The organism is Pseudomonas trutticola BRTCR10, from assembly GCF_056155105.1.
In genome coordinates this window covers 2,602,849-2,620,239 of the sequence record NZ_CM149552.1, presented here as the reverse complement: position 1 = coordinate 2,620,239, position 17,391 = coordinate 2,602,849, and the positions used below count along the sequence as shown (strand labels likewise).

The window sequence follows — 17,391 nt, the reverse complement described above, 5'->3', positions numbered from 1 at the left end:
TCATGGTCGATATTGTCATCCTTTGCGTGTTCGCCTTCGCCGCCGGCCTGATCGATGCGGCGGTGGGCGGCGGCGGACTGATCCAGATTCCCGCGCTGTTCAACGTGCTACCTACCGCTCAACCGGCGGCGCTGCTGGGTACCAATAAAGTCGCGGCCGCCTGCGGCACCGCATTCGCGGCCCGGTCCTTCGTGCGCAAGGTGGTGATCGACTGGGGGCTTGTGATCCCCGCCGCCTGCGCGGCTTTTGTCATGGCCTTCTTCGGAGCCGCCACGGTGTCGTTCGTACCCCAGTCGATGATCCGGCCGGCGGTGCTGGTGTTGATTGTACTGATGGCGATCTACACCTTCTGGAAAAAGGATTTCGGCGCCCTGCACAAACCCATGCGCATCGGTACCAAGGAAAAACTGCTGGCGATCGTCATCGGCGGTGCCATCGGTTTCTACGATGGTCTGTTCGGTCCCGGCACTGGCAGCTTCCTGATCTTCCTGTTTATCCGCTGCTTCGCCTTCGACTTTCTTCATGCCTCGGCATCGGCAAAGCTAGTGAACATCGCGACCAACGTAGCGGCACTGATGTTCTTCATTCCGACGGGCAACGTGCTCTACCTGATCGCAATCCCCATGGCGGCATTCAACATCCTGGGCGCGCTCACCGGCACCTGGCTGGCGGTTCATAAAGGCGTGCCCTTTGTCCGGGCTCTCTTCCTGGTGTTGCTGGTGATTCTGATCAGCAAACTGTCCTACGACCTGTTCCTGTAAACCAGAGGAAAACTACATGCATCCCATGTTCGATCGCCTCGTGGCACTACTCGATGCCCGCTCAGCCTCCTACCGGGTGTTGATGCACGATGCCGAGGGCCAGTCGGCGCGCGTCGCCGAAATCCGTGGCACCGAGCCCGGCCAAGGCGCGAAGGCCATGCTTTGCTCCCTCAAGGGTCAGGCCGAACCCTATGCACTGGTGATCCTGCCGGGCGACCAGAAGCTGGACATGAAGAAAGTCGGCGCGGCCCTGGGCGGGAAAAAAGCCGAACTGGTAAAGGCCGAAACCGCCATGGAACTGACCGGGTGCCGGATCGGCGCCATCCCTCCTTTTGTTTTCGATGAGCGGATTCAATTGATAGTCGATCCGGCATTGACCACACGCTACGCTGAAATAGCCTTCAACGCGGGGCGGCTGGATGCGTCGATGGTGCTCGATACGAAGGATTATCTGGCGATTGCCATGCCTCGATTGCTGGATATCAGCCAGGCCTGAGCAGACGTTTTCACCTACGCCGCAAAAGAGGGGGACAGATTTATTTTCATACGTCTTGAAAAACAGATCTTGGAAATAAATCAGTCCGCTTTTGCCCAAATGCGTTCGTTCCTGAGCGGCCGCCATCTGCCAGAAGCGGCTATTCGGGACCCACAGCAATCGGCCAATAGTCGCCATTCACGAAAGGCTCCTTTCGACGAATGGCGGCGTGATGCTTAGCTTCATAGGTTTACCGTTTACCAACTTCCGTAAGGGATGCCGAATTTCTCGATATAGCGCTTGGATTTTTCACTAACCGGGTATGCGTAACGTCCTTGATTCTTGCCCTGACTAGGGCCTAACGGTTCGATCTCGGCTTGGGCCTTACCCACTTTGATGGGGCGATGGCACGAGTCCCGAACAAAAATCTGAACAACGCCTCCTGGAGCCAAACCCAAGTAAATAGATGCGCTGTAAACGGCTTGCTCTTCCGGCGTTTCAGGGCACCGCTGATTAACTGATTTCACCATCAACTGCCTCGCATCTTCAGGCACGTCGACCCAAACCTTATACGTCTGCGGTTCAACAATGGATTGCCAACGTACATAAATGCGCTTGGGTAGATCAGCACCAATCACCGCTTTTGAGGCACCGCCCACAGCGTGCCAGCCTCGTGCGGACTCTTTACCGTTTTCTGGTTCCCCACCTGCGGCTGTGCCTCCCCCGGTGCGTCTGAACAACTTGCCGTTTATGTCTTCGACGGCGCTGTCTTCAACCCATACCTTCATGTAATAGGGCTCGGTGAACGCGAGCTCCCACGAGTCAGATTTGGGATCGTTTTTCGCTGACAGAGGATCAGCAGGTTGGCAGCCCGCCATGATTAGCGCGCCCAGCAAGATTACAAGAGTTTTCATTACCAAAACTTCCATTCAGGCAGGTGTCACGGCTACCAACTTCCATATGGAATGCCGAACTTCTGGATGTAGCGCTCAGACTTTTCACTCACGGGATATGCGTAACGCCCTTGGTTCTTGCCCTGACTCGGCCCCAAAGGTTCAATCTCGGCTTGGACGCGTGCGACTTTAACCGGGTGATTACACGAATCTCTGACCCAAACCTGCACTACTCCACCGGGGGCTAATCCCAGATAGACCGACCCCATGAATCTAGCTTCTTGATCCGGTGTTTGCGGGCAACGCTGATTGACGGAAGACACCATCAACTGCCTGGCCTCTTCAGGAACATCCACCGAAGCCTGCCACGTCTTCTGTTCCACAATCGATTGCCAACGAACCCAAATACGGACGGGCAGATCTGCCCCCACGACTCTCTTCCCGCTGCCGCCTACCCCTCCCGTCCACCCACGGGCTGACTCTGTGCCATCTTCAGGTTCTCCACCCGCAGCGGTGCCGCTACCAGTTTTGTGGAAAATTTTGCCGGTGATGTCTTGAACAGAACTGTTCTCTACCCAGACTTTCATGTAATCCGGCTCAACAAAGGCCAACTCCCACCACTCGGATTTCGGATCGCTCTTAACCGAAAGTGGATCAGTAGCCTGGCAACCCAAGACCAGAAACATGCACAGCATCGTAATGAGTTGCTTCATTGGGTTAGGGTTTACCAACTCCCATACGGAATGCCGAATTTCTCGATATAGCGCTTGGCCTTTTCAGTCACGGGATAGGCGTATCGATCACCGTGCTTACCCTGCTGCGGGCCGAGCGGTTCGATCTCGCCTTGGGCATGGGCAACTTTGATTGGGCGGTGGCACGAGTCTCTGACCCAAGCCTGCAGCACACCACCGGGAACTAGCCCTACAGTGTCGCCATGTATCGGGCGGTTCTTTCTGGAGTTTCCGGGCAGCGTTGGTGTGTTGATTTCACCATCAACTGCCTCGCTTCTTCTGGAATTTCTATGAAGCCTTTATAGGTTTTTTGCTCTGATATGGACTGCCAACGTACGAAGATCATTCTTGGAAGATCGGCGTCAGTCACCGGCATTCCTTCGGCTTCTGCGTAGCGATGGTTTTTCGGGGAGGTGGGAACGTAGCCACTCAATCCTTGATTCCTTGTTCTGATCCTTTTAAACGGCCGAAAGAGTGACAGTCGAGACTGGTAGGCGCAAGGCGTGGCCGTGTGCCAGCTTCGTTGATCCAGCCTGCTGAGGCCGGAGTTTCACTTGCAGTGGCCAGGTTGAATCCGATGTCGTACTTGGAGTTGGGTTACTGTAGAACAGCAGTAAGACTGCCGCTTAATAAGGCGCCCTTGATTCCACAACTCCAATGAGTAAAATTACCCCCCCAAACATTAAACTTTAGCTAAATTAACTTCTGCCGATATGGAGAATATTGACCATTTCAAAAAACATAGGAGCAGCGTCATGGAGTATGACCCGATCACGCAAATGGTAGTAATTGCATGCATCATTGCGAGCAGCATAGCCTTTCTATACTTCGTTTTTTATTGGCTATTTGTTAGGGAAACCAAGTACCTCCCGACTCGCTTGGATGACATAGGATGGAAAAAAGCTGATTATTGGTGGATTACAATTGGAGCTTTTGGATTGGTCATCCAATCAATTCAGGCAGGAACTGCAATTAATCAATCCACTGTAAATATGGAAGAAAGCATCGGCCGCCTCACTAGTCAAAACCTCAATATGACTGCCGCAAGGCTCAGCGACTCCCCAATTTGCCTGCAACCTTCATCGCTAAATGCTGATAGCCGCGTGAAAATTTCTTCCAGTGAGCTGTCTGCAGCGTGCGATGAATTTAAGAAAATCAGACCTGATGAGCCGACCAAAACACAAATTGATTTGAAAATTGTGCATTACTTTGCCGATCTGGACAAAGGGATAATTAGATACAACAATCCCTTAATCAAAGAACGATTTGACGACCTGATTCAAGATTACGCCAAACATGTAATACAAGCTGACGCAATCGAAAAGGCGAACACCAATTTCAGAAACTTTGAAAGAATCTTTGACAAAATAAAGTACGCAGCTTCCATTTTACTCGGTGCAGCAATTGCATTAAGACTAGCAAAAGTCACAGGTGAAATAAGACTAAAGACCCACCCAATAAAAAAGCAGTCACCTCCCGATTCAGCACAGAGAAAGACTGACAAAGCAACAACCCCAGCGTAGCTAATATAAGCAATGATTTTTTCGTTACCAGCAACACCCACTGTGGCGACGGAAGAGCGTTCGCCACAGCGGACTACTTAACTACTCCTTCAACACTACGTTATCCAGCGCCCGGTTTACGGCGAGTTCGCCGAGCATGACGACTTGGGCGATGCCCAGTGCGGTTTTGCGGTGGGAGTTGTCGAGCGTGGCGGCGAAGTTGAGGAGCATTTCGCTGGCCGAACCGAGGGTTTCGCTGGCGTTGGCCAGGAGCGATTCCGTGTCGTACTTCGGGTTGGCGAGGTACATGGGTTCGGGCTCGTTGGTGCTGGCCATGATTTGGTCGGAGGGTTTGAGGTAGTGGTCGAGGGCGCGTTCGGCGGCTTCGTGGAATTTCTTGGAGTCGGGGGATTCGTACGGGGATGCGGGGTCGGTTTGTGGCGGGTTCGGCGTTACTTTGAACATGGTGATACTCCTAGTTGATAAAAGGAGCCTTCACATTCGCTACCAAACGAAGGTGGCGGCCATACGCGGGTTGGTAGACCGGTAACTAGGACCCGGCACACCCGAAGGTGTCCTGCGCATGGCCACCATTGAGCAGTGACCCGACAGGGTCTGCGAACGGTGCGCGATGCGACTAGTTATGGCGGGCTACCAAACCCGATCACTGTTTTTTAGTGACCGACAAACGATAGAACCCGCGACCTAGACGCACAAGCCGGCGGATTCTGGCGTAGTCGTAGGCGATGGCGCAAGACGTTGTAGGGCGCAGGTGGTTACGGGAGGCTTCGTTTAAACATCGGCGTTGTTTGCCGTTTATTGCATTCAGTGAATGAGGTGGTGATTGGGCTGGCGCCATCGCGGGCAAGCCCGCTCCCACAGGGGATGTGGTTGGCTTGGGCCTGGTAGCGGCTGGGTAGGCTCATTCCTACGGGCGGTATGCGTTTCGAATCACCGGCCTTGTTCAGGCGGGGTTGCGCTGGATTCGAAACACCAGACTGGGGGCTTTGCCCGGCACGTCGTCGAGCAGTCCGAAGCGGCGCAGGCCGATTTTCTCCAGCACCTTTATCGACGCGGCGTGATCAGGCCTGACCAGGCCGAACACTTCGGGTAATCCGAGGTGGTCGAAGGCGTGGGTCAACGCGGCTTGCCCCGCTTCTGTTGCGTAGCCGTGGCCCCAGGCTTCGACGGCGAAGCGATAGCCGAGGTTGATCACCGATTTTCCCAGATAGTCATGCGTCGCGATGCCGGCGAATCCGAGTATGTGGTCAGGGGATTGGGCGCTGCTGATGGTCCACCAGCCATAGCCGCGGGTAGCCCAGTGCTTGATCCAGCGCTCAAGCAACGCCTCAGCCTGGGCGAGGTCGGTCATGGGCCCGGCAGGGTTGAACAGGTTGGTCTGCGGGTCGCCGAAAATGGCGAAAACGGCGGGTAGGTCGGCGAGTTGCGGTTGCCGGTATATCAGGCGGGATTTGGTGGCAGACATGATCAAAAACCTTGTTGGAAGATTCTCGGAAACACAGGTTGGCTCGGCGGGCGCCATCGCGAGCAGGCTCACTCCTACAGGGGGCGGGCCAGACCCTAGATCATTTCTGGCTGGACGGACGCCATCGCGGGCAAGCCTGGCTCTCACAGGTTTCGTGGGTTGCTCAGGTTTTGTGGCGTGTCATGTGAATCAGCGCTGATCGCCTGCCACCCGGCGCGGGGCGTTCTTCGATGGCGAACGGGACGAAGCCGAGTTTCGGGTAGAGCAACAATCCTGCGGTGTTTTCGTTGAAGCAGGAGAGTTGCACTTCGTTGGCCTGATACTTTTCAAAGCCCACTGCGGTCATGGTTTCGATGATGTATCGGGCCACGCCTTTGCCACGGGCACTTGGCGCGACGATGACATTGCCGATGCAGCAGATGCCGTTGTGTTCGGCGCGGTAGAAATTGGCGAAGCCGACGACTGATCCATCAGCCTCGAAAATGGTCGAGTCGAAACGTTGGCTGATCGCCGTGTGCAGTTGCTCTTCCGTCAGCGGGAAGTGCGCTTTCGGGAACATGAAAAACAGCTCTTGTTCGCCTTGGGGAAAGCTGCAGACGGTTTTGACGTCTTCGGCGAGCACGGGTCGGTGGGTGAAGTTCATCGCTGCCCTGCCCTCACTTTTTGCTGGCCGCCAGATGATGCGCGACCAGTGCGTTGGCATGGCCGTGGCCCATGCCGTGTTCGTCCTTGAGCCACGCCACCAGTTCCATGTGTTTCTTGTCGGTGATGCTGGCGAGCAGGTTCAGCCAGTGGTCGATGGGCTGGCCGTACTTCTTTTCGATGGAGGGGAAGTACGACGCCGGGCCTTTTACTTTGTTGTCTTCGCTCATGCTGCAAGCTCCCTGGGATCGCGACGGAGGGTCGGCGGACGCTCCTTGTCGGCAAGCCATAGAGTGGACGGGAGAGGCCAATCCGGCAAGTGGCCCGGGTTGTTCGCTTACTTCGAAATGAGTTCTGCCATTCTCTGCAGATCAGTCTTGCCGTCGGTCATGACGGTGGACCTGATCCAGTAGGTTTTCTGCTCCGGCGGCAGGATTGGCTCGGCAGGGAATCGGTAATCGGCGTAGCCCTGCAATACCTTTTGGTCGACAGCGCTATTCCCGGAGCTTTGCACCAGTGAGATCGTCGGCACCGGCACACCGGGGATGCCTTCCAGTTGCACCGTCACCGGTTGGCTGTCGCGCGCGGTCATTCGCTCTTTCTTCAAGGTTTCTTCGATGGCCAGTGCCCTGTTTTTCAAGCGGTAGCGCACGTCGCTTTCAAAGATTTCGTTGTAGCGCGCTTGTTGCGCGGTGGTCATCGTTACGCCTCGGGAGCGCAGACGTTGCAGGCCACTCAAGGCGCCGTCGACGCCATTGGCACTGCTGAGGTAATACTTCAGCGCGCCTTGCAGATCCTGCGGGCCACCTTTGCCGAATTCGAGGAACTCGGCCACTTTGAACTCCGCGTCGGCATGGCCGGGATTGACCACGGAGCGCTGATAGAAGTCCCGGGCAGCCACCAGATCGACGGGCCCGCCCACGCCGTTTTCGGCCATGGCGCCCAGTCGGCTATAGACGCTGGGGTCTCTGCCGACCATCGACTCGTAAAGACCTCTGGCCTTGGGAAAGTCCTGCGCTACGCCGTGACCATGCTCGTACATCAAGCCGAGCACCACTGCGCAGTTGACGTACTGGGTACTGAGATAACGAATTTCCTCGACTTGCCTGGCGCTGATCGACTGTTGTTTGTAGAAAGACACACAACGAGCATCGGGGAGCTGATTCTTTGAGGATTGGAGTTGAGGTTCGCCAAGGGTTTTACACCCGGAGATGAGTGCCGTAAGCGCGAGTAAAGTGACAACCTTGTTCATGACTGCTTCCATTGAAATCGTGCTGACTTGATCGGCAGGCCTGCTCAAAAGCTGAAGCTTCGATTACTCAAACTTTGCACAAAACCCTGTAGGAGTGAGCCTGCTCGCGATGGCGTCTGTTCAGTTGATATCAATATTGACTGAACCACCGCTATCGCGAGCAGGCGAAGGCCTACAGGGGTTTTGCGTGCGATCAAAGATCAGCTGTGCAGAATGGCTGTCGCGGATGAGACCACCAATAGCACGGCGAGGATCCGGTTCAGCCAGCGCAGCTGCGCCGGGTTACTCAGCCATCGCGCAGCCCCTCGGCCGAGCAGCGCCCAGATCGCGAGGCAGGGCAGCGATACCACGAAGAACACCAGACACAGCGCATTCAACCCCTGCCCTTGCGCGGTGAACACGCTGATCACGGCAATCGCCATGAACCAGGATTTAGGGTTGACCCATTGCAACAGTGCAGCGCCGATCAGGCCCATCTCAGCCTTTTCTTCCCCGGCGGCGGCATCGATGTCGGTGACCGGGGCCGTGAAGATCTGCCATGCCAGCCACAGCATCCAGCATAGTCCGAGGCCGCTGATGATCGGGCGCACGCCGGGCAGCATCAAAGTGTTGGCGCCGGCGCCGGCGACCCAGACAAGCGAAGCGGCACCCACGCCGGCGCCCAGAATGATCGGCAAACACGGTCGCCAACCGCGCCGGGCGCTGGTGCTGAGGACGATCAGGTTGGTCGGGCCCGGGGTGATGGAGGCGACGAAGGCGAAGAGAATGAATGCAAGCATGGCACGGCCCTTTAGGAAGTCAGGGCCTACTGTGGCGGTTGCGGTGTGCGGCGGTCTTGAACGTTTGTTCAGCGGCGGATGATGCCTGTGGCGCGCTGTTGATAGGCGCCCGGGGTGATGCCATAGGCGCGCACAAACCAGCGGCCCAAATGGCTTTGGTCAGAGAAACCGAGTCTGCTGGCGACGTCCACCGGTTGCACACCGGCAGCGAGCATCTGTCGGCCACGACTGAGGCGCAACTGGATCAACCAGGCATGCGGCGCCAAACCATAGGCAGCCTTGAACGCACGGGTCAGGCGGAAGCGGTCGGTGCCGCAGACCTCTGCCAGGGTTTGCAGACTGATGTCCTGTTCGTGATAGGCCATCAGGTAATCCCGGGCTTGTCGGGCGATCAAGGGTGCGCGGGTTGCCGTTGTGGGTTGCGGCCGTCGGTACAAATGGCTGGCGAGGCGTTCCAGGAAAGAATCCAGCGCGACGTCCCGCACCATGCGCACATCCTGCTGATGCAGCGCATTGAAGGCAAACAGGGTTGCGCGGGCCAGTTCTGGATCGTCGTTGAGCACGCTGCCGATACCCGGCAAACCGCTGCCGAAACGGCCCAGGTGTAAACCGTCCAGCGCCTGTTCCAGCCACGTGGGTTGCAGGTAGAGCATGCGATAGGTGAAACCGTCGGGACTCGGCGCATCACCGTCGTGGATGTCGCCGGGTTCGAGCATGAAGACCTTGCCCGGCGTGCTGTCATGCCGCGCCCGGCGGCTGTTGAAGCGCTGCACGCCTTGCTCGGTGAAACCGATCAGGTAGGTTTCGTGCCAGTGCGGATCGTACGCGTGCGCGTGCCCGGCAAAATGCGCATGCAGGGTTTCAATGCCGGTTTCCCGGTCGTGGGTGAGGTTGATCCAGTTGCTCATGGCTTGCTACAGAGTGGTGGGCTGGGGCTAGTAACCCACAGTTGACCTCGTGCGGCTAGAAGGTTTGTGCAACGTTCGTCCGCTGAACCGACGCCCCCTGTGGTAGCCCGCCTGCGCTTTTAGCGGTTCAGCGGTTGCCCGAGCGACCGGGCAGGATGCGCACCAGCGTGTTGTCGCGCACCCAATAGTGGTGGAATAACCCCGCCACCGCGTGCAGGCCGATCAGCCAGTAGCCGGTGCTGCCGATCAGTTCGTGCCAGTACTTCAGGCGTTTGGCGAAGTCAGGGTCGATGGCGACCGGGGCCGGTACGTGGAAGCCGAAGTATGGGAACGGTTTGTCGCCGGCGGCGAGCATCAGCCAGGCGAGGATCGGGGTGGCGATCATCAGGCCGTAAAGGCCCAGTTGCACCAAGTGCGCAATCCCGACCTGCCACGTCGGGGGTTTGGGGGTGATCGGTGGGCGCGGGGTCAGGCGGCCGATGAGGCGGACCCACACCAGGGCGAAGATGCTCGCACCGAACAGGCCGTGAAAGCCCATCAGCAGACCGCGCGCTACGCTGCCCTTGGGCATGTAGCCTTTGATTTCAACGCAGGCGTAAACACCTACGAACAGCACCAGCATCAGCCAGTGCATTGTGATCGAGAGTTTTCCATAACGGCTTGCGGCATTGTCGCGGGTCATAAGTAGCGCCTCGTGATTGTCGTGAGTGACGGTCGATGGCGTCGACGGTCACGTTCCTTTGGCCGGGCTGACCGACGGTGTCACCCTGCCCGGCGAGTCTTAAGACAGTCTGAAGATCGGCCGGCAGATTAACCTTTTTTCACCTTCAGACTTCGTTAAGAAATGGCTCGGATACTTCGCTCAAATCCATGAGGGAGGCGTTCTGCCCATGCCCGATTTCGACTGGAACATCCCCCTGCCCCTGCATTTCGGCCAGACCGAAACGCCGCAGATGACACTGACCCATGCCTTGCCGGACGACGCCCATCGAACGTCTTTTGAGGCGTTTATCCAGCAACGCTTTCGTAAAGCTCACGGCGCCGACATCCGCCACTTCATGCCCGAACTGTTCGGCATGCACAACAGCGACGGTGAACTGTGTGCGGTGGCCGGTGTACGCCGCGCGCATCTGGAGCCGTTGTTTCTGGAGCGCTATCTGGATGAGCCGATCGAGCCGCTGATCAGCGCGGCGGCAGATCATCCTGTGGATCGCGCAGCGATTGTCGAGGTCGGCAACCTCGCGGCAAACGACACCGGCAGTGCGCGCCTGAGCATCATCGCTATCACCTATTTGCTGGCCATGGGTGGTCTGGAGTGGGTGACGTTTACCGGCAATATCGGGTTGGTCAACAGCTTCCATCGTTTAGGTCTGAAACCGGTGACATTGTGCGCCGCCGACCCGGAGCGACTGGGTGACGAGCGTCAACATTGGGGCAGTTATTACGAAAGCAAACCTTGGGTTCACGTCGGCAACATTCGCGCCGGGTTTATCCATTTGCGCAATATCGGACTGTTTAACCGGCTGGGATTGCCGACTTCGATTGAAGGAGCTTTCCATGTCGCTTGAACTGCAACGCTTTCAGGAAACCTTGCGCAGCCATGCCGGGCGCAATGACAACGCCACCGCCCTGTGGGACGACACCCTAAAGCTGGATTACACGACCTTGTACACCGAGGTGCTGTATCGCCAAGAGCGTTTGCGCGACGAGCACGTGCAAGTGGTCGCACTGGCGCTGGATAACGGGGTCGACGCGATGCTCTGGGATCTGGCCGTGCTGTTCGAAGGCCTGACCTGTGTGACGCTGCCGCCGTTTTTCAGCCCGGCGCAACGCGCCCATTGTCTGGAGCTGAGCCAGGCTGAACGGGTGATTGCCGAGCCGGAGCTGGAAGCTGAATTGCTCGGTGCCGGTTACGTGAAGAATGGCGAGTTCTGGTGCCGAATCTTCAGCGGCCCGAGCCGCCTGCCCGCTGGCACTGCCAAACTGACGTTTACCTCCGGCACCACCGGCACACCGAAAGGCGTTTGCCTGAGTGCCGACAGTTTGTTGCGGGTGGCGCGTGAGCTGGATCAGGCCAGCGAACCGACCGGCCCGCAGCATCATCTGGCGTTGTTGCCGCTGGCGATTCTGCTGGAAAACCTCGGTTGTTACGCGGCGCTGTATGCCGGTGCGATGCTAAGCCTGCCCAGCCAGAAAACCCTCGGCATTCACGGCGCCAGCGGTGTCGACATTCCACGCCTGCTCGGCTATCTGGCCATCCGCGCGCCGGAGAGTCTGATTCTGGTGCCGCAGCTGTTACTGATGCTGGTCAGCGCTGCTGAGCAGAAAGCCTTCGACCCACAAAATCTGCGCTTCGCCGCGGTCGGTGGCGCACGGGTGTCCGAAGATCTGCTGCACCGCGCGCAACGTGTCGGCCTGCCGGTTTATGAAGGTTATGGCTTGTCCGAATGCTCATCGGTGGTATGCCTCAATCGCCCCGGCGCACGGCGTCCGGGCAGTGTTGGCCGGCCGTTGCCGCATGTTGAAGTAAGGCTGGCCGAGGACGGCGAAGTGCTGATCAAGGGCTCGCCGCTGCTGGGTTATCTGGGCGATGCGCCGTATGCCGAAGAGTGGTGGCCGAGCGGCGATCTGGGCGAGTTCGATCCGGAAGGTTTTCTCTACCTCAAGGGCCGCAAAAAGCATCAGTTCGTCACCAGTTTCGGGCGCAACGTCAACCCGGAATGGGTCGAGTCCGAGCTGACCCAGCGCCGCCACATTGCCCAGGCGTTCGTCTATGGCGAGGCGATGCCACACAACCACGCCCTGCTCTGGCCGCATCGCGCCGATTGCAGCGACGCGGAACTGGCCGCCGCCGTCGCCGAAGCCAATGAGGCGCTGCCCGATTACGCCCAGGTGCATCGCTGGACACGTCTACCCCACCCCTTCAGCGCCGCCAATGGCCTGCTCACCGCCAATGGCCGCCCGCGCCGCGAAGCCATCGTCGCGCACTACCACGCCCAACTGACCGAATCCGCCGTCTCCGAGGAATCCGCATCATGAATTTTTTCGACACCCTGCAAGAAGCCACACAGCAGGAACGCCACGAGTTGTTCAACCTGCCGATTATTCTGGATGCCCTGCAAGGCAAGGTCAGTCTTGCAAGCTATCGGGCATTTCTCGCCCAGGCCTATTACCACGTGCGCCACACCGTGCCGCTGATGATGGCGTGCGGTGCTCGACTGCCGACACGTCTGGAGTGGTTACGCAAAGCCGTGTGCGAGTACATCGAGGATGAATACGGCCATGAACAGTGGGTGCTCAACGACATTGCCGCGTGTGGCGGCGACCGCGATGCGGTGCGCGATGGCCAGCCGTCGCTGTCGATCGAGCTGATGGTCAGTTTCCTCTACGACCTGATCGCGCGGGGCAATCCTGTCGGGCTGTTCGGCATGGTCAATGTGCTTGAAGGCACCAGCATCGCTTTGGCCACCCACGCGGCGGGCAGCATTCGTGAGCGTCTGGCGTTGCCGGAAACGGCGTTCAGCTACTTGAGTTCCCATGGCTCGCTGGACATCGAGCACATGCAGACCTACCGCCGACTGATGAACAAACTGGAGGATCCCGAAGATCAGGCGGCGGTGATCCACGCCTCGAAAGTCGTCTATCGCCTGTACACCGACATGTTCCGTGGCTTGCCGCGTGACGCGGAGGCTCAACATGCAGCTGCGTGATGCGCGTGTGGTCTTGACCGGCGCCAGTGGCGGCATCGGCATGGCCATCGCCAGCGCCTTGTGCGCCGCCGGTGCCAAGGTGTTGGCCGTGGCCCGGCATCAGGAAGCGCTGATGCCGCTGCTCGAGCGTTATCCGCAGAACCTGTGCTGGGTCGCTGCTGACCTGACCTTCCTCAGCGACCGACGCAAAGTGCTGGCCGCCGCTGAAGGCATCGGCGGTATCAACCTGCTGATCAACGCGGCCGGTGTCAATCACTTCGCCATGCTTGAACAGCTCGATGATAGCGACATCAACGCGATGCTGGCGGTGAACATCAGCGCGCCGATCTGCCTGACCAAACTGCTGCTGCCCATGCTCAAAGAGGCCGACAGCGCCATGGTGGTCAACGTCGGCTCCACCTATGGTTCGATCGGTTATGCCGGTTACGCCAGTTATTGCGCGACCAAGTTTGCCTTGCGCGGGTTTTCCGAAGCGCTGCGTCGAGAGCTGGCTGACACTCGGGTCAGCGTGCTTTACGTCGCGCCACGCGCCACGCGCACGTCGATGAACAGCACTGCGGCGCAAGCCTTGAACGATGCACTGAAAGCCAACGTAGACGACCCGCAAACCGTGGCTTCGGCGGTGATCCACGCCATAGCCGGTGACCGCCGCGATCTGTATCTGGGCTGGCCCGAACGCTTTTTCGTGCGCCTCAACAATCTATTGCCGCATCTGGTTGATCGCGGCCTGCGCAAGCAGTTGCCGCTGATCCGCCGCCTCAGTGAAAAACCTGATAACGAGACCCACAAGCCATGAAAAAACTTTCCGCATGCCTGTTGTTGGCCGTACTGAGTCAAAGCGTCTGGGCGCTGGATGCCGCCGATCAGCAACGCCTCAGTGGCATCCAGCAGAGCTGGGCGCACATTCAATACGAAGTGGCGGAGAAACAGCGCGCCGCCGCCTTCGAACAGCTCGCCGCCGAAACCAGCGCTTTCACCACGCAACGCCCGGCCGTGGCCGAAGCGTGGATCTGGAAAGGCATCGTCACCAGCAGTTGGGCCGGTGCCGAGGGTGGGCTTGGTGCGTTGGGCAAAGCCAAGGACGCCAAGGCTGATCTGGAAAAATCCCTGACCCTCGACCCCAAGGCCTTGCAAGGTTCGGCCTACACCAGCCTCGCCGCCCTGTACGACCGCGTCCCCGGCTGGCCGATCGGCTTCGGTGACAGCGACAAGGCCGAGCAACTGCTCAAGCAAGCGCTGCAACTTAACCCCAACGGCATCGACACCCTGTACTTCTGGGGCGATCACCTCTACCGTGAAAAACGCTACGCTGAAGCCAAACAGGCGCTGCAAAAAGCCCTGCAAGCGGCACCGCGCCCTGGCCGCGAAAGTGCCGACGCCGGGCGCCGCAAAGAAATCGCCGCCCTGCTGGTGGACGTCAACAAGAAACTCGACTGACAGGAGTCCGTGTGCGTTTACTACTGATTGAGGATGATGTGGCGCTCGGTGAAGGCATTCATCAGGCATTGGGGCGCGAAGGCTACACCGTCGATTGGCTCAGGGACGGTAGCAGCGCGCTGCATGCGCTGCTCAGTGAAACCTTCGACGTAGCGGTGCTCGATCTCGGTCTGCCGCGCATGGATGGCCTCGATGTGCTGCGGCGTCTGCGCGACAGCGGTTCGAATCTGCCGGTGCTGATCCTCACCGCCCGCGATGCCACCGAAGACCGCATCGCCGGGCTGGATGCCGGCGCCGATGACTACTTGGTCAAACCCTTCGATCTGGCTGAACTCAAGGCGCGTTTGCGCGCCCTGTTGCGGCGCAGTGCCGGACGCGCTCAGGCGCTGATCGAGCACGCCGGCATCAGCCTCAATCCCGGCACCCAGCAGGTCAGTTATCAAGGCCAGCCCGTGGCGCTGACGCCCAAGGAATATCAGCTGTTGCATGAACTGCTCTCGCCGCCGGGCCGGGTGATGACCCGCGATCAACTGATCCAGTTGCTCTACGGCTGGAATGAAGAGGCGGAAAGCAACACCCTGGAAGTGCACATCCATCACCTGCGCAAGAAGTTCAGCACTGACCTGATCCGTACCATTCGTGGCGTGGGTTATCTGGTGGAGGAGCGCCGATGACCTCGATCCGCCGCCGCACGCTGACGCTGATCATCGGCCTGTTGCTGGCCGGTCTGGCAGTGCTCAGTACGTTCAACCTGCATGACAGCAACCACGAAATTGCCGAAGTCTACGATGCGCAACTGGCGCAGAACGCCCGACTGCTGCAAGGCGTGATGCGCATGCCGATGGCGAGTACCGAGCACACGCAGTTGTATCAGGCGTTCAATCAGGCCCTCGGCGAAGCCAAGCCACGGGTGGATGGCCATCCTTACGAAAGCAAAATCGCCTTTCAGGTGTGGAATCCCAAAGGCGAAGTGTTGGTACACACCGCCAGTGCGCCCTCCTTCACCGCCCCGCCCACCCTGCCCGGCTTCAGTGACGTGGTGGATTTGAAAGGTCGGCAATGGCGCGCATTTCTGCTGGAAGACAAACAGAACGGCCTGCGCATCTGGGTCGGCGAGCGCGATGATGTGCGCGCCGACCTGGTTGACCGCATCGTTCGCCACACGCTGTGGCCGAACGTGTTGGGCAGTCTGATGCTGGCGGCGATGGTCTGGCTCGCCATTGGCTGGGGGCTCAAGCCACTGGCGAACATGGCCGCGACCCTGCGCGCACGTCACAGTGGATCACTGGAGCCGTTACAACTGACACCGTTACCCAGCGAACTTGAACCGATGCAAGCCGCGCTCAACCGAATGCTCGCGCAGATTCAAGAAGTGCTCGGTCGCGAACGCCGCTTCATCGCCGACGCCGCCCACGAAATGCGCACCCCGCTGGCGGTGCTGCGGGTGCATGCGCAAAACCTGCTGGAGGCCGGTACCGAGCAGGAGCGCCGCGACTCGCTGGCTTTTCTGATCGCTGGCGTCGACCGTACCAGCCGCCTCGTCAACCAGTTACTGACCATGGCGCGCCTGGAACCCAAACCCGATCCGCCGCCGCTGCAACGTATCGATCTCAGCGACACCGTGCGCAACAGCCTCGTGCAACTGACGCCGTGGCTGCTAAGCAAGCGTCTGGAACTGGCCTTCGAAGACAGTGCCAAACCGTTCCACGTCATGGCCAGTGTTGCCGCCATCGACATTGCCCTGAACAACCTGATAACCAACGCTGCGAACTTTTCCCCGGAGCACGGTGTGATCACCGTGACACTGAGGCAAGCCGATGGCTTCTGCCATTTGAGCGTCGAAGACCAGGGGCCGGGCATTGATGAGGCGGATCGGGCACGGTTGTTTGAACGGTTCTACAGCCGTGGCAACGTGCAGGGGGCGGGATTGGGGCTGACCATCGTCAACACCATCGCAACGCGCTTGGGTGGGCGGATTACGCTGATCAATCGCGCCGAGGGCGGATTGCGGGCGACGTTGTCGATCCCTGACGGAGGGCCGCGCCCTTCGGCGCAGCGCAGCACCCGCGAGCCACCGCCCTAGCTGAAACGCGTAACTGTAGCTTCAAATCGACCGCTGATTGACCCGCGCCATCAGTTGCTCGGCGCTTTCCTTGCGCTCCGAATAGCGATCGACCAGAAACTCCTGACGGTCGCGCAGCAGCACGGTGAACTTCACCAGTTCTTCCATCACATCGACGACACGGTCATAGAACGGCGACGGTTTCATCCGCCCGGCGTCGTCGAATTCCATATAGGCCTTCGGTACCGAAGACTGGTTGGGGATGGTGAACATGCGCATCCAGCGGCCCAGTACGCGCAGTTGATTGACCACGTTGAATGACTGCGAGCCGCCACACACCTGCATCACCGCCAGGGTTTTGCCCTGGGTAGGGCGAACCGCGCCAAGCTCCAGTGGAATCCAGTCGATCTGCGCCTTGAACACCGCCGACATCGCCCCGTGACGCTCCGGCGAACACCAGACCTGGCCTTCCGACCACAGCACCAGATCGCGCAGTTCCTGCACTTTCGGGTGGTCGACGGGGACATCGTCAGGCAATGGCAGACCGGACGGATTGAAGATGCGCGTCTCGGCGCCGAAATGCTCCAGCAGCCGTGCGGCCTCTTCCACCAATAAGCGGCTGAATGAGCGTTCGCGAGTTGATCCGTAGAGCAACAGAATGCGCGGTTTGTGCTTACCCGAAGTTGAGGTTTTCAAGCCTTCGAACAGGGTTGGGTCAAGATTGGGCAGATGTTCTGACATATGTCCTCCGGC

At 58.9% G+C, this 17,391-nt stretch carries 21 protein-coding genes and 1 pseudogene; 10 read left to right on the top strand and 12 right to left on the bottom strand.

Translation table 11 applies throughout. The features are described 5' to 3' along the window. The first annotated feature begins 2 nt into the window (after nucleotides 1-2). Both ACVVH8_RS11770 and ACVVH8_RS11765 read left to right on the top strand, forming a co-directional pair. Nucleotides 3-761: a sulfite exporter TauE/SafE family protein gene (locus ACVVH8_RS11770; RefSeq protein ID WP_103303395.1), complete on the top strand. Its 759-nt coding sequence runs from the start codon at nucleotides 3-5 to the stop codon at nucleotides 759-761. A 16-nt stretch (nucleotides 762-777) separates the two neighbouring features. After that, nucleotides 778-1,257: a YbaK/prolyl-tRNA synthetase associated domain-containing protein gene (locus ACVVH8_RS11765; RefSeq protein WP_150602826.1), complete on the top strand. Its 480-nt coding sequence runs from the start codon at nucleotides 778-780 to the stop codon at nucleotides 1,255-1,257. A gap of 236 nt (nucleotides 1,258-1,493) precedes the next feature. Here ACVVH8_RS11765 and ACVVH8_RS11760 read toward each other — a convergent pair whose 3' ends face one another. The 3 genes and pseudogenes from ACVVH8_RS11760 to ACVVH8_RS11750 all read right to left on the bottom strand — a co-directional run. After that, complete coding sequence (locus ACVVH8_RS11760; protein ID WP_213028327.1) at nucleotides 1,494-2,150, bottom strand: DUF2931 family protein; 657 nt, start codon at nucleotides 2,148-2,150, stop codon at nucleotides 1,494-1,496. 32 nt (nucleotides 2,151-2,182) lie between these two features. Then, the gene (locus tag ACVVH8_RS11755) at nucleotides 2,183-2,842 is read right to left on the bottom strand and encodes a DUF2931 family protein (protein WP_475230254.1); all 660 of its coding nucleotides are present in this window, start codon (nucleotides 2,840-2,842) and stop codon (nucleotides 2,183-2,185) included. A gap of 11 nt (nucleotides 2,843-2,853) precedes the next feature. Further along, nucleotides 2,854-3,239 (bottom strand): annotated as a pseudogene (locus ACVVH8_RS11750) (DUF2931 family protein); the annotation flags it as partial. 376 nt (nucleotides 3,240-3,615) lie between these two features. Here ACVVH8_RS11750 and ACVVH8_RS11745 point away from each other — a divergent pair. Beyond that, nucleotides 3,616-4,383, top strand: coding sequence for a hypothetical protein (locus ACVVH8_RS11745; RefSeq protein ID WP_475230251.1), 768 nt, complete (start codon nucleotides 3,616-3,618; stop codon nucleotides 4,381-4,383). Between the two features lie 81 nt (nucleotides 4,384-4,464). On the opposite strand, the gene ACVVH8_RS11740 is transcribed toward ACVVH8_RS11745, so the two are convergent. The 8 genes from ACVVH8_RS11740 to ACVVH8_RS11705 all read right to left on the bottom strand — a co-directional run bounded on the left by ACVVH8_RS11740 (nucleotide 4,465) and on the right by ACVVH8_RS11705 (nucleotide 10,111). After that, complete coding sequence (locus ACVVH8_RS11740) at nucleotides 4,465-4,827, bottom strand: DUF6124 family protein (protein ID WP_475230249.1); 363 nt, start codon at nucleotides 4,825-4,827, stop codon at nucleotides 4,465-4,467. A gap of 499 nt (nucleotides 4,828-5,326) precedes the next feature. Continuing rightward, nucleotides 5,327-5,848 (bottom strand): GNAT family N-acetyltransferase, encoded by a 522-nt coding sequence (locus tag ACVVH8_RS11735; protein WP_475230246.1) that lies wholly within the window; start codon nucleotides 5,846-5,848, stop codon nucleotides 5,327-5,329. Between the two features lie 163 nt (nucleotides 5,849-6,011). Further along, on the bottom strand, nucleotides 6,012-6,491 hold the full coding sequence (locus ACVVH8_RS11730; protein WP_475230244.1) for a GNAT family N-acetyltransferase: 480 nt from the start codon (nucleotides 6,489-6,491) through the stop codon (nucleotides 6,012-6,014). A 13-nt stretch (nucleotides 6,492-6,504) separates the two neighbouring features. Further along, entirely contained in the window at nucleotides 6,505-6,720 is a 216-nt protein-coding gene (locus ACVVH8_RS11725; RefSeq protein WP_103303384.1) for a DUF4287 domain-containing protein, read from the bottom strand. Between the two features lie 107 nt (nucleotides 6,721-6,827). Continuing rightward, nucleotides 6,828-7,631, bottom strand: coding sequence for a tetratricopeptide repeat protein (locus ACVVH8_RS11720; protein ID WP_475230242.1), 804 nt, complete (start codon nucleotides 7,629-7,631; stop codon nucleotides 6,828-6,830). A gap of 311 nt (nucleotides 7,632-7,942) precedes the next feature. After that, nucleotides 7,943-8,521, bottom strand: a complete 579-nt coding sequence (locus ACVVH8_RS11715; RefSeq protein ID WP_475230239.1) for a LysE family translocator — start codon at nucleotides 8,519-8,521, stop codon at nucleotides 7,943-7,945. Between the two features lie 68 nt (nucleotides 8,522-8,589). Further along, the gene (locus tag ACVVH8_RS11710; RefSeq protein ID WP_213028317.1) at nucleotides 8,590-9,429 is read right to left on the bottom strand and encodes an AraC family transcriptional regulator; all 840 of its coding nucleotides are present in this window, start codon (nucleotides 9,427-9,429) and stop codon (nucleotides 8,590-8,592) included. Nucleotides 9,430-9,556: 127 nt separating this feature from the next. Then, complete coding sequence (locus ACVVH8_RS11705) at nucleotides 9,557-10,111, bottom strand: cytochrome b (protein WP_475230236.1); 555 nt, start codon at nucleotides 10,109-10,111, stop codon at nucleotides 9,557-9,559. A 208-nt stretch (nucleotides 10,112-10,319) separates the two neighbouring features. Between ACVVH8_RS11705 and ACVVH8_RS11700 the strand changes: the two genes are divergently transcribed. The 7 genes from ACVVH8_RS11700 to ACVVH8_RS11670 are packed head-to-tail and all read left to right on the top strand — an operon-like array spanning nucleotide 10,320 to nucleotide 16,659. After that, complete coding sequence (locus ACVVH8_RS11700; RefSeq protein ID WP_475230233.1) at nucleotides 10,320-10,997, top strand: thermostable hemolysin; 678 nt, start codon at nucleotides 10,320-10,322, stop codon at nucleotides 10,995-10,997. Then, nucleotides 10,987-12,468, top strand: coding sequence for an AMP-binding protein (locus ACVVH8_RS11695; RefSeq protein ID WP_475230230.1), 1,482 nt, complete (start codon nucleotides 10,987-10,989; stop codon nucleotides 12,466-12,468). Before ACVVH8_RS11700 ends, ACVVH8_RS11695 begins: the two co-directional genes overlap by 11 nt. Then, a complete protein-coding gene (locus ACVVH8_RS11690; protein WP_475230227.1) occupies nucleotides 12,465-13,139 on the top strand; it encodes a TenA family transcriptional regulator in 675 nt (224 codons plus the stop codon). The genes ACVVH8_RS11695 and ACVVH8_RS11690 overlap by 4 nt, the downstream gene beginning before the upstream one ends. Beyond that, entirely contained in the window at nucleotides 13,126-13,935 is an 810-nt protein-coding gene (locus tag ACVVH8_RS11685; RefSeq protein WP_475230224.1) for an SDR family oxidoreductase, read from the top strand. The genes ACVVH8_RS11690 and ACVVH8_RS11685 overlap by 14 nt, the downstream gene beginning before the upstream one ends. After that, nucleotides 13,932-14,576 carry a tetratricopeptide repeat protein gene (locus ACVVH8_RS11680; RefSeq protein WP_123528894.1) on the top strand — a complete coding sequence of 215 codons (645 nt, stop codon included), beginning with the start codon at nucleotides 13,932-13,934 and terminating at the stop codon, nucleotides 14,574-14,576. Before ACVVH8_RS11685 ends, ACVVH8_RS11680 begins: the two co-directional genes overlap by 4 nt. An 11-nt stretch (nucleotides 14,577-14,587) precedes the next feature. Further along, nucleotides 14,588-15,250, top strand: coding sequence for a response regulator (locus tag ACVVH8_RS11675; protein ID WP_103303375.1), 663 nt, complete (start codon nucleotides 14,588-14,590; stop codon nucleotides 15,248-15,250). Further along, nucleotides 15,247-16,659 (top strand): ATP-binding protein, encoded by a 1,413-nt coding sequence (locus ACVVH8_RS11670; protein WP_213028310.1) that lies wholly within the window; start codon nucleotides 15,247-15,249, stop codon nucleotides 16,657-16,659. Before ACVVH8_RS11675 ends, ACVVH8_RS11670 begins: the two co-directional genes overlap by 4 nt. Nucleotides 16,660-16,680: 21 nt before the next feature. On the opposite strand, the gene arsH is transcribed toward ACVVH8_RS11670, so the two are convergent. Next, nucleotides 16,681-17,379 (bottom strand): arsenical resistance protein ArsH, encoded by a 699-nt coding sequence (arsH, locus tag ACVVH8_RS11665; RefSeq protein ID WP_401297556.1) that lies wholly within the window; start codon nucleotides 17,377-17,379, stop codon nucleotides 16,681-16,683. Between the last annotated feature and the right edge of the window lie 12 nt (nucleotides 17,380-17,391).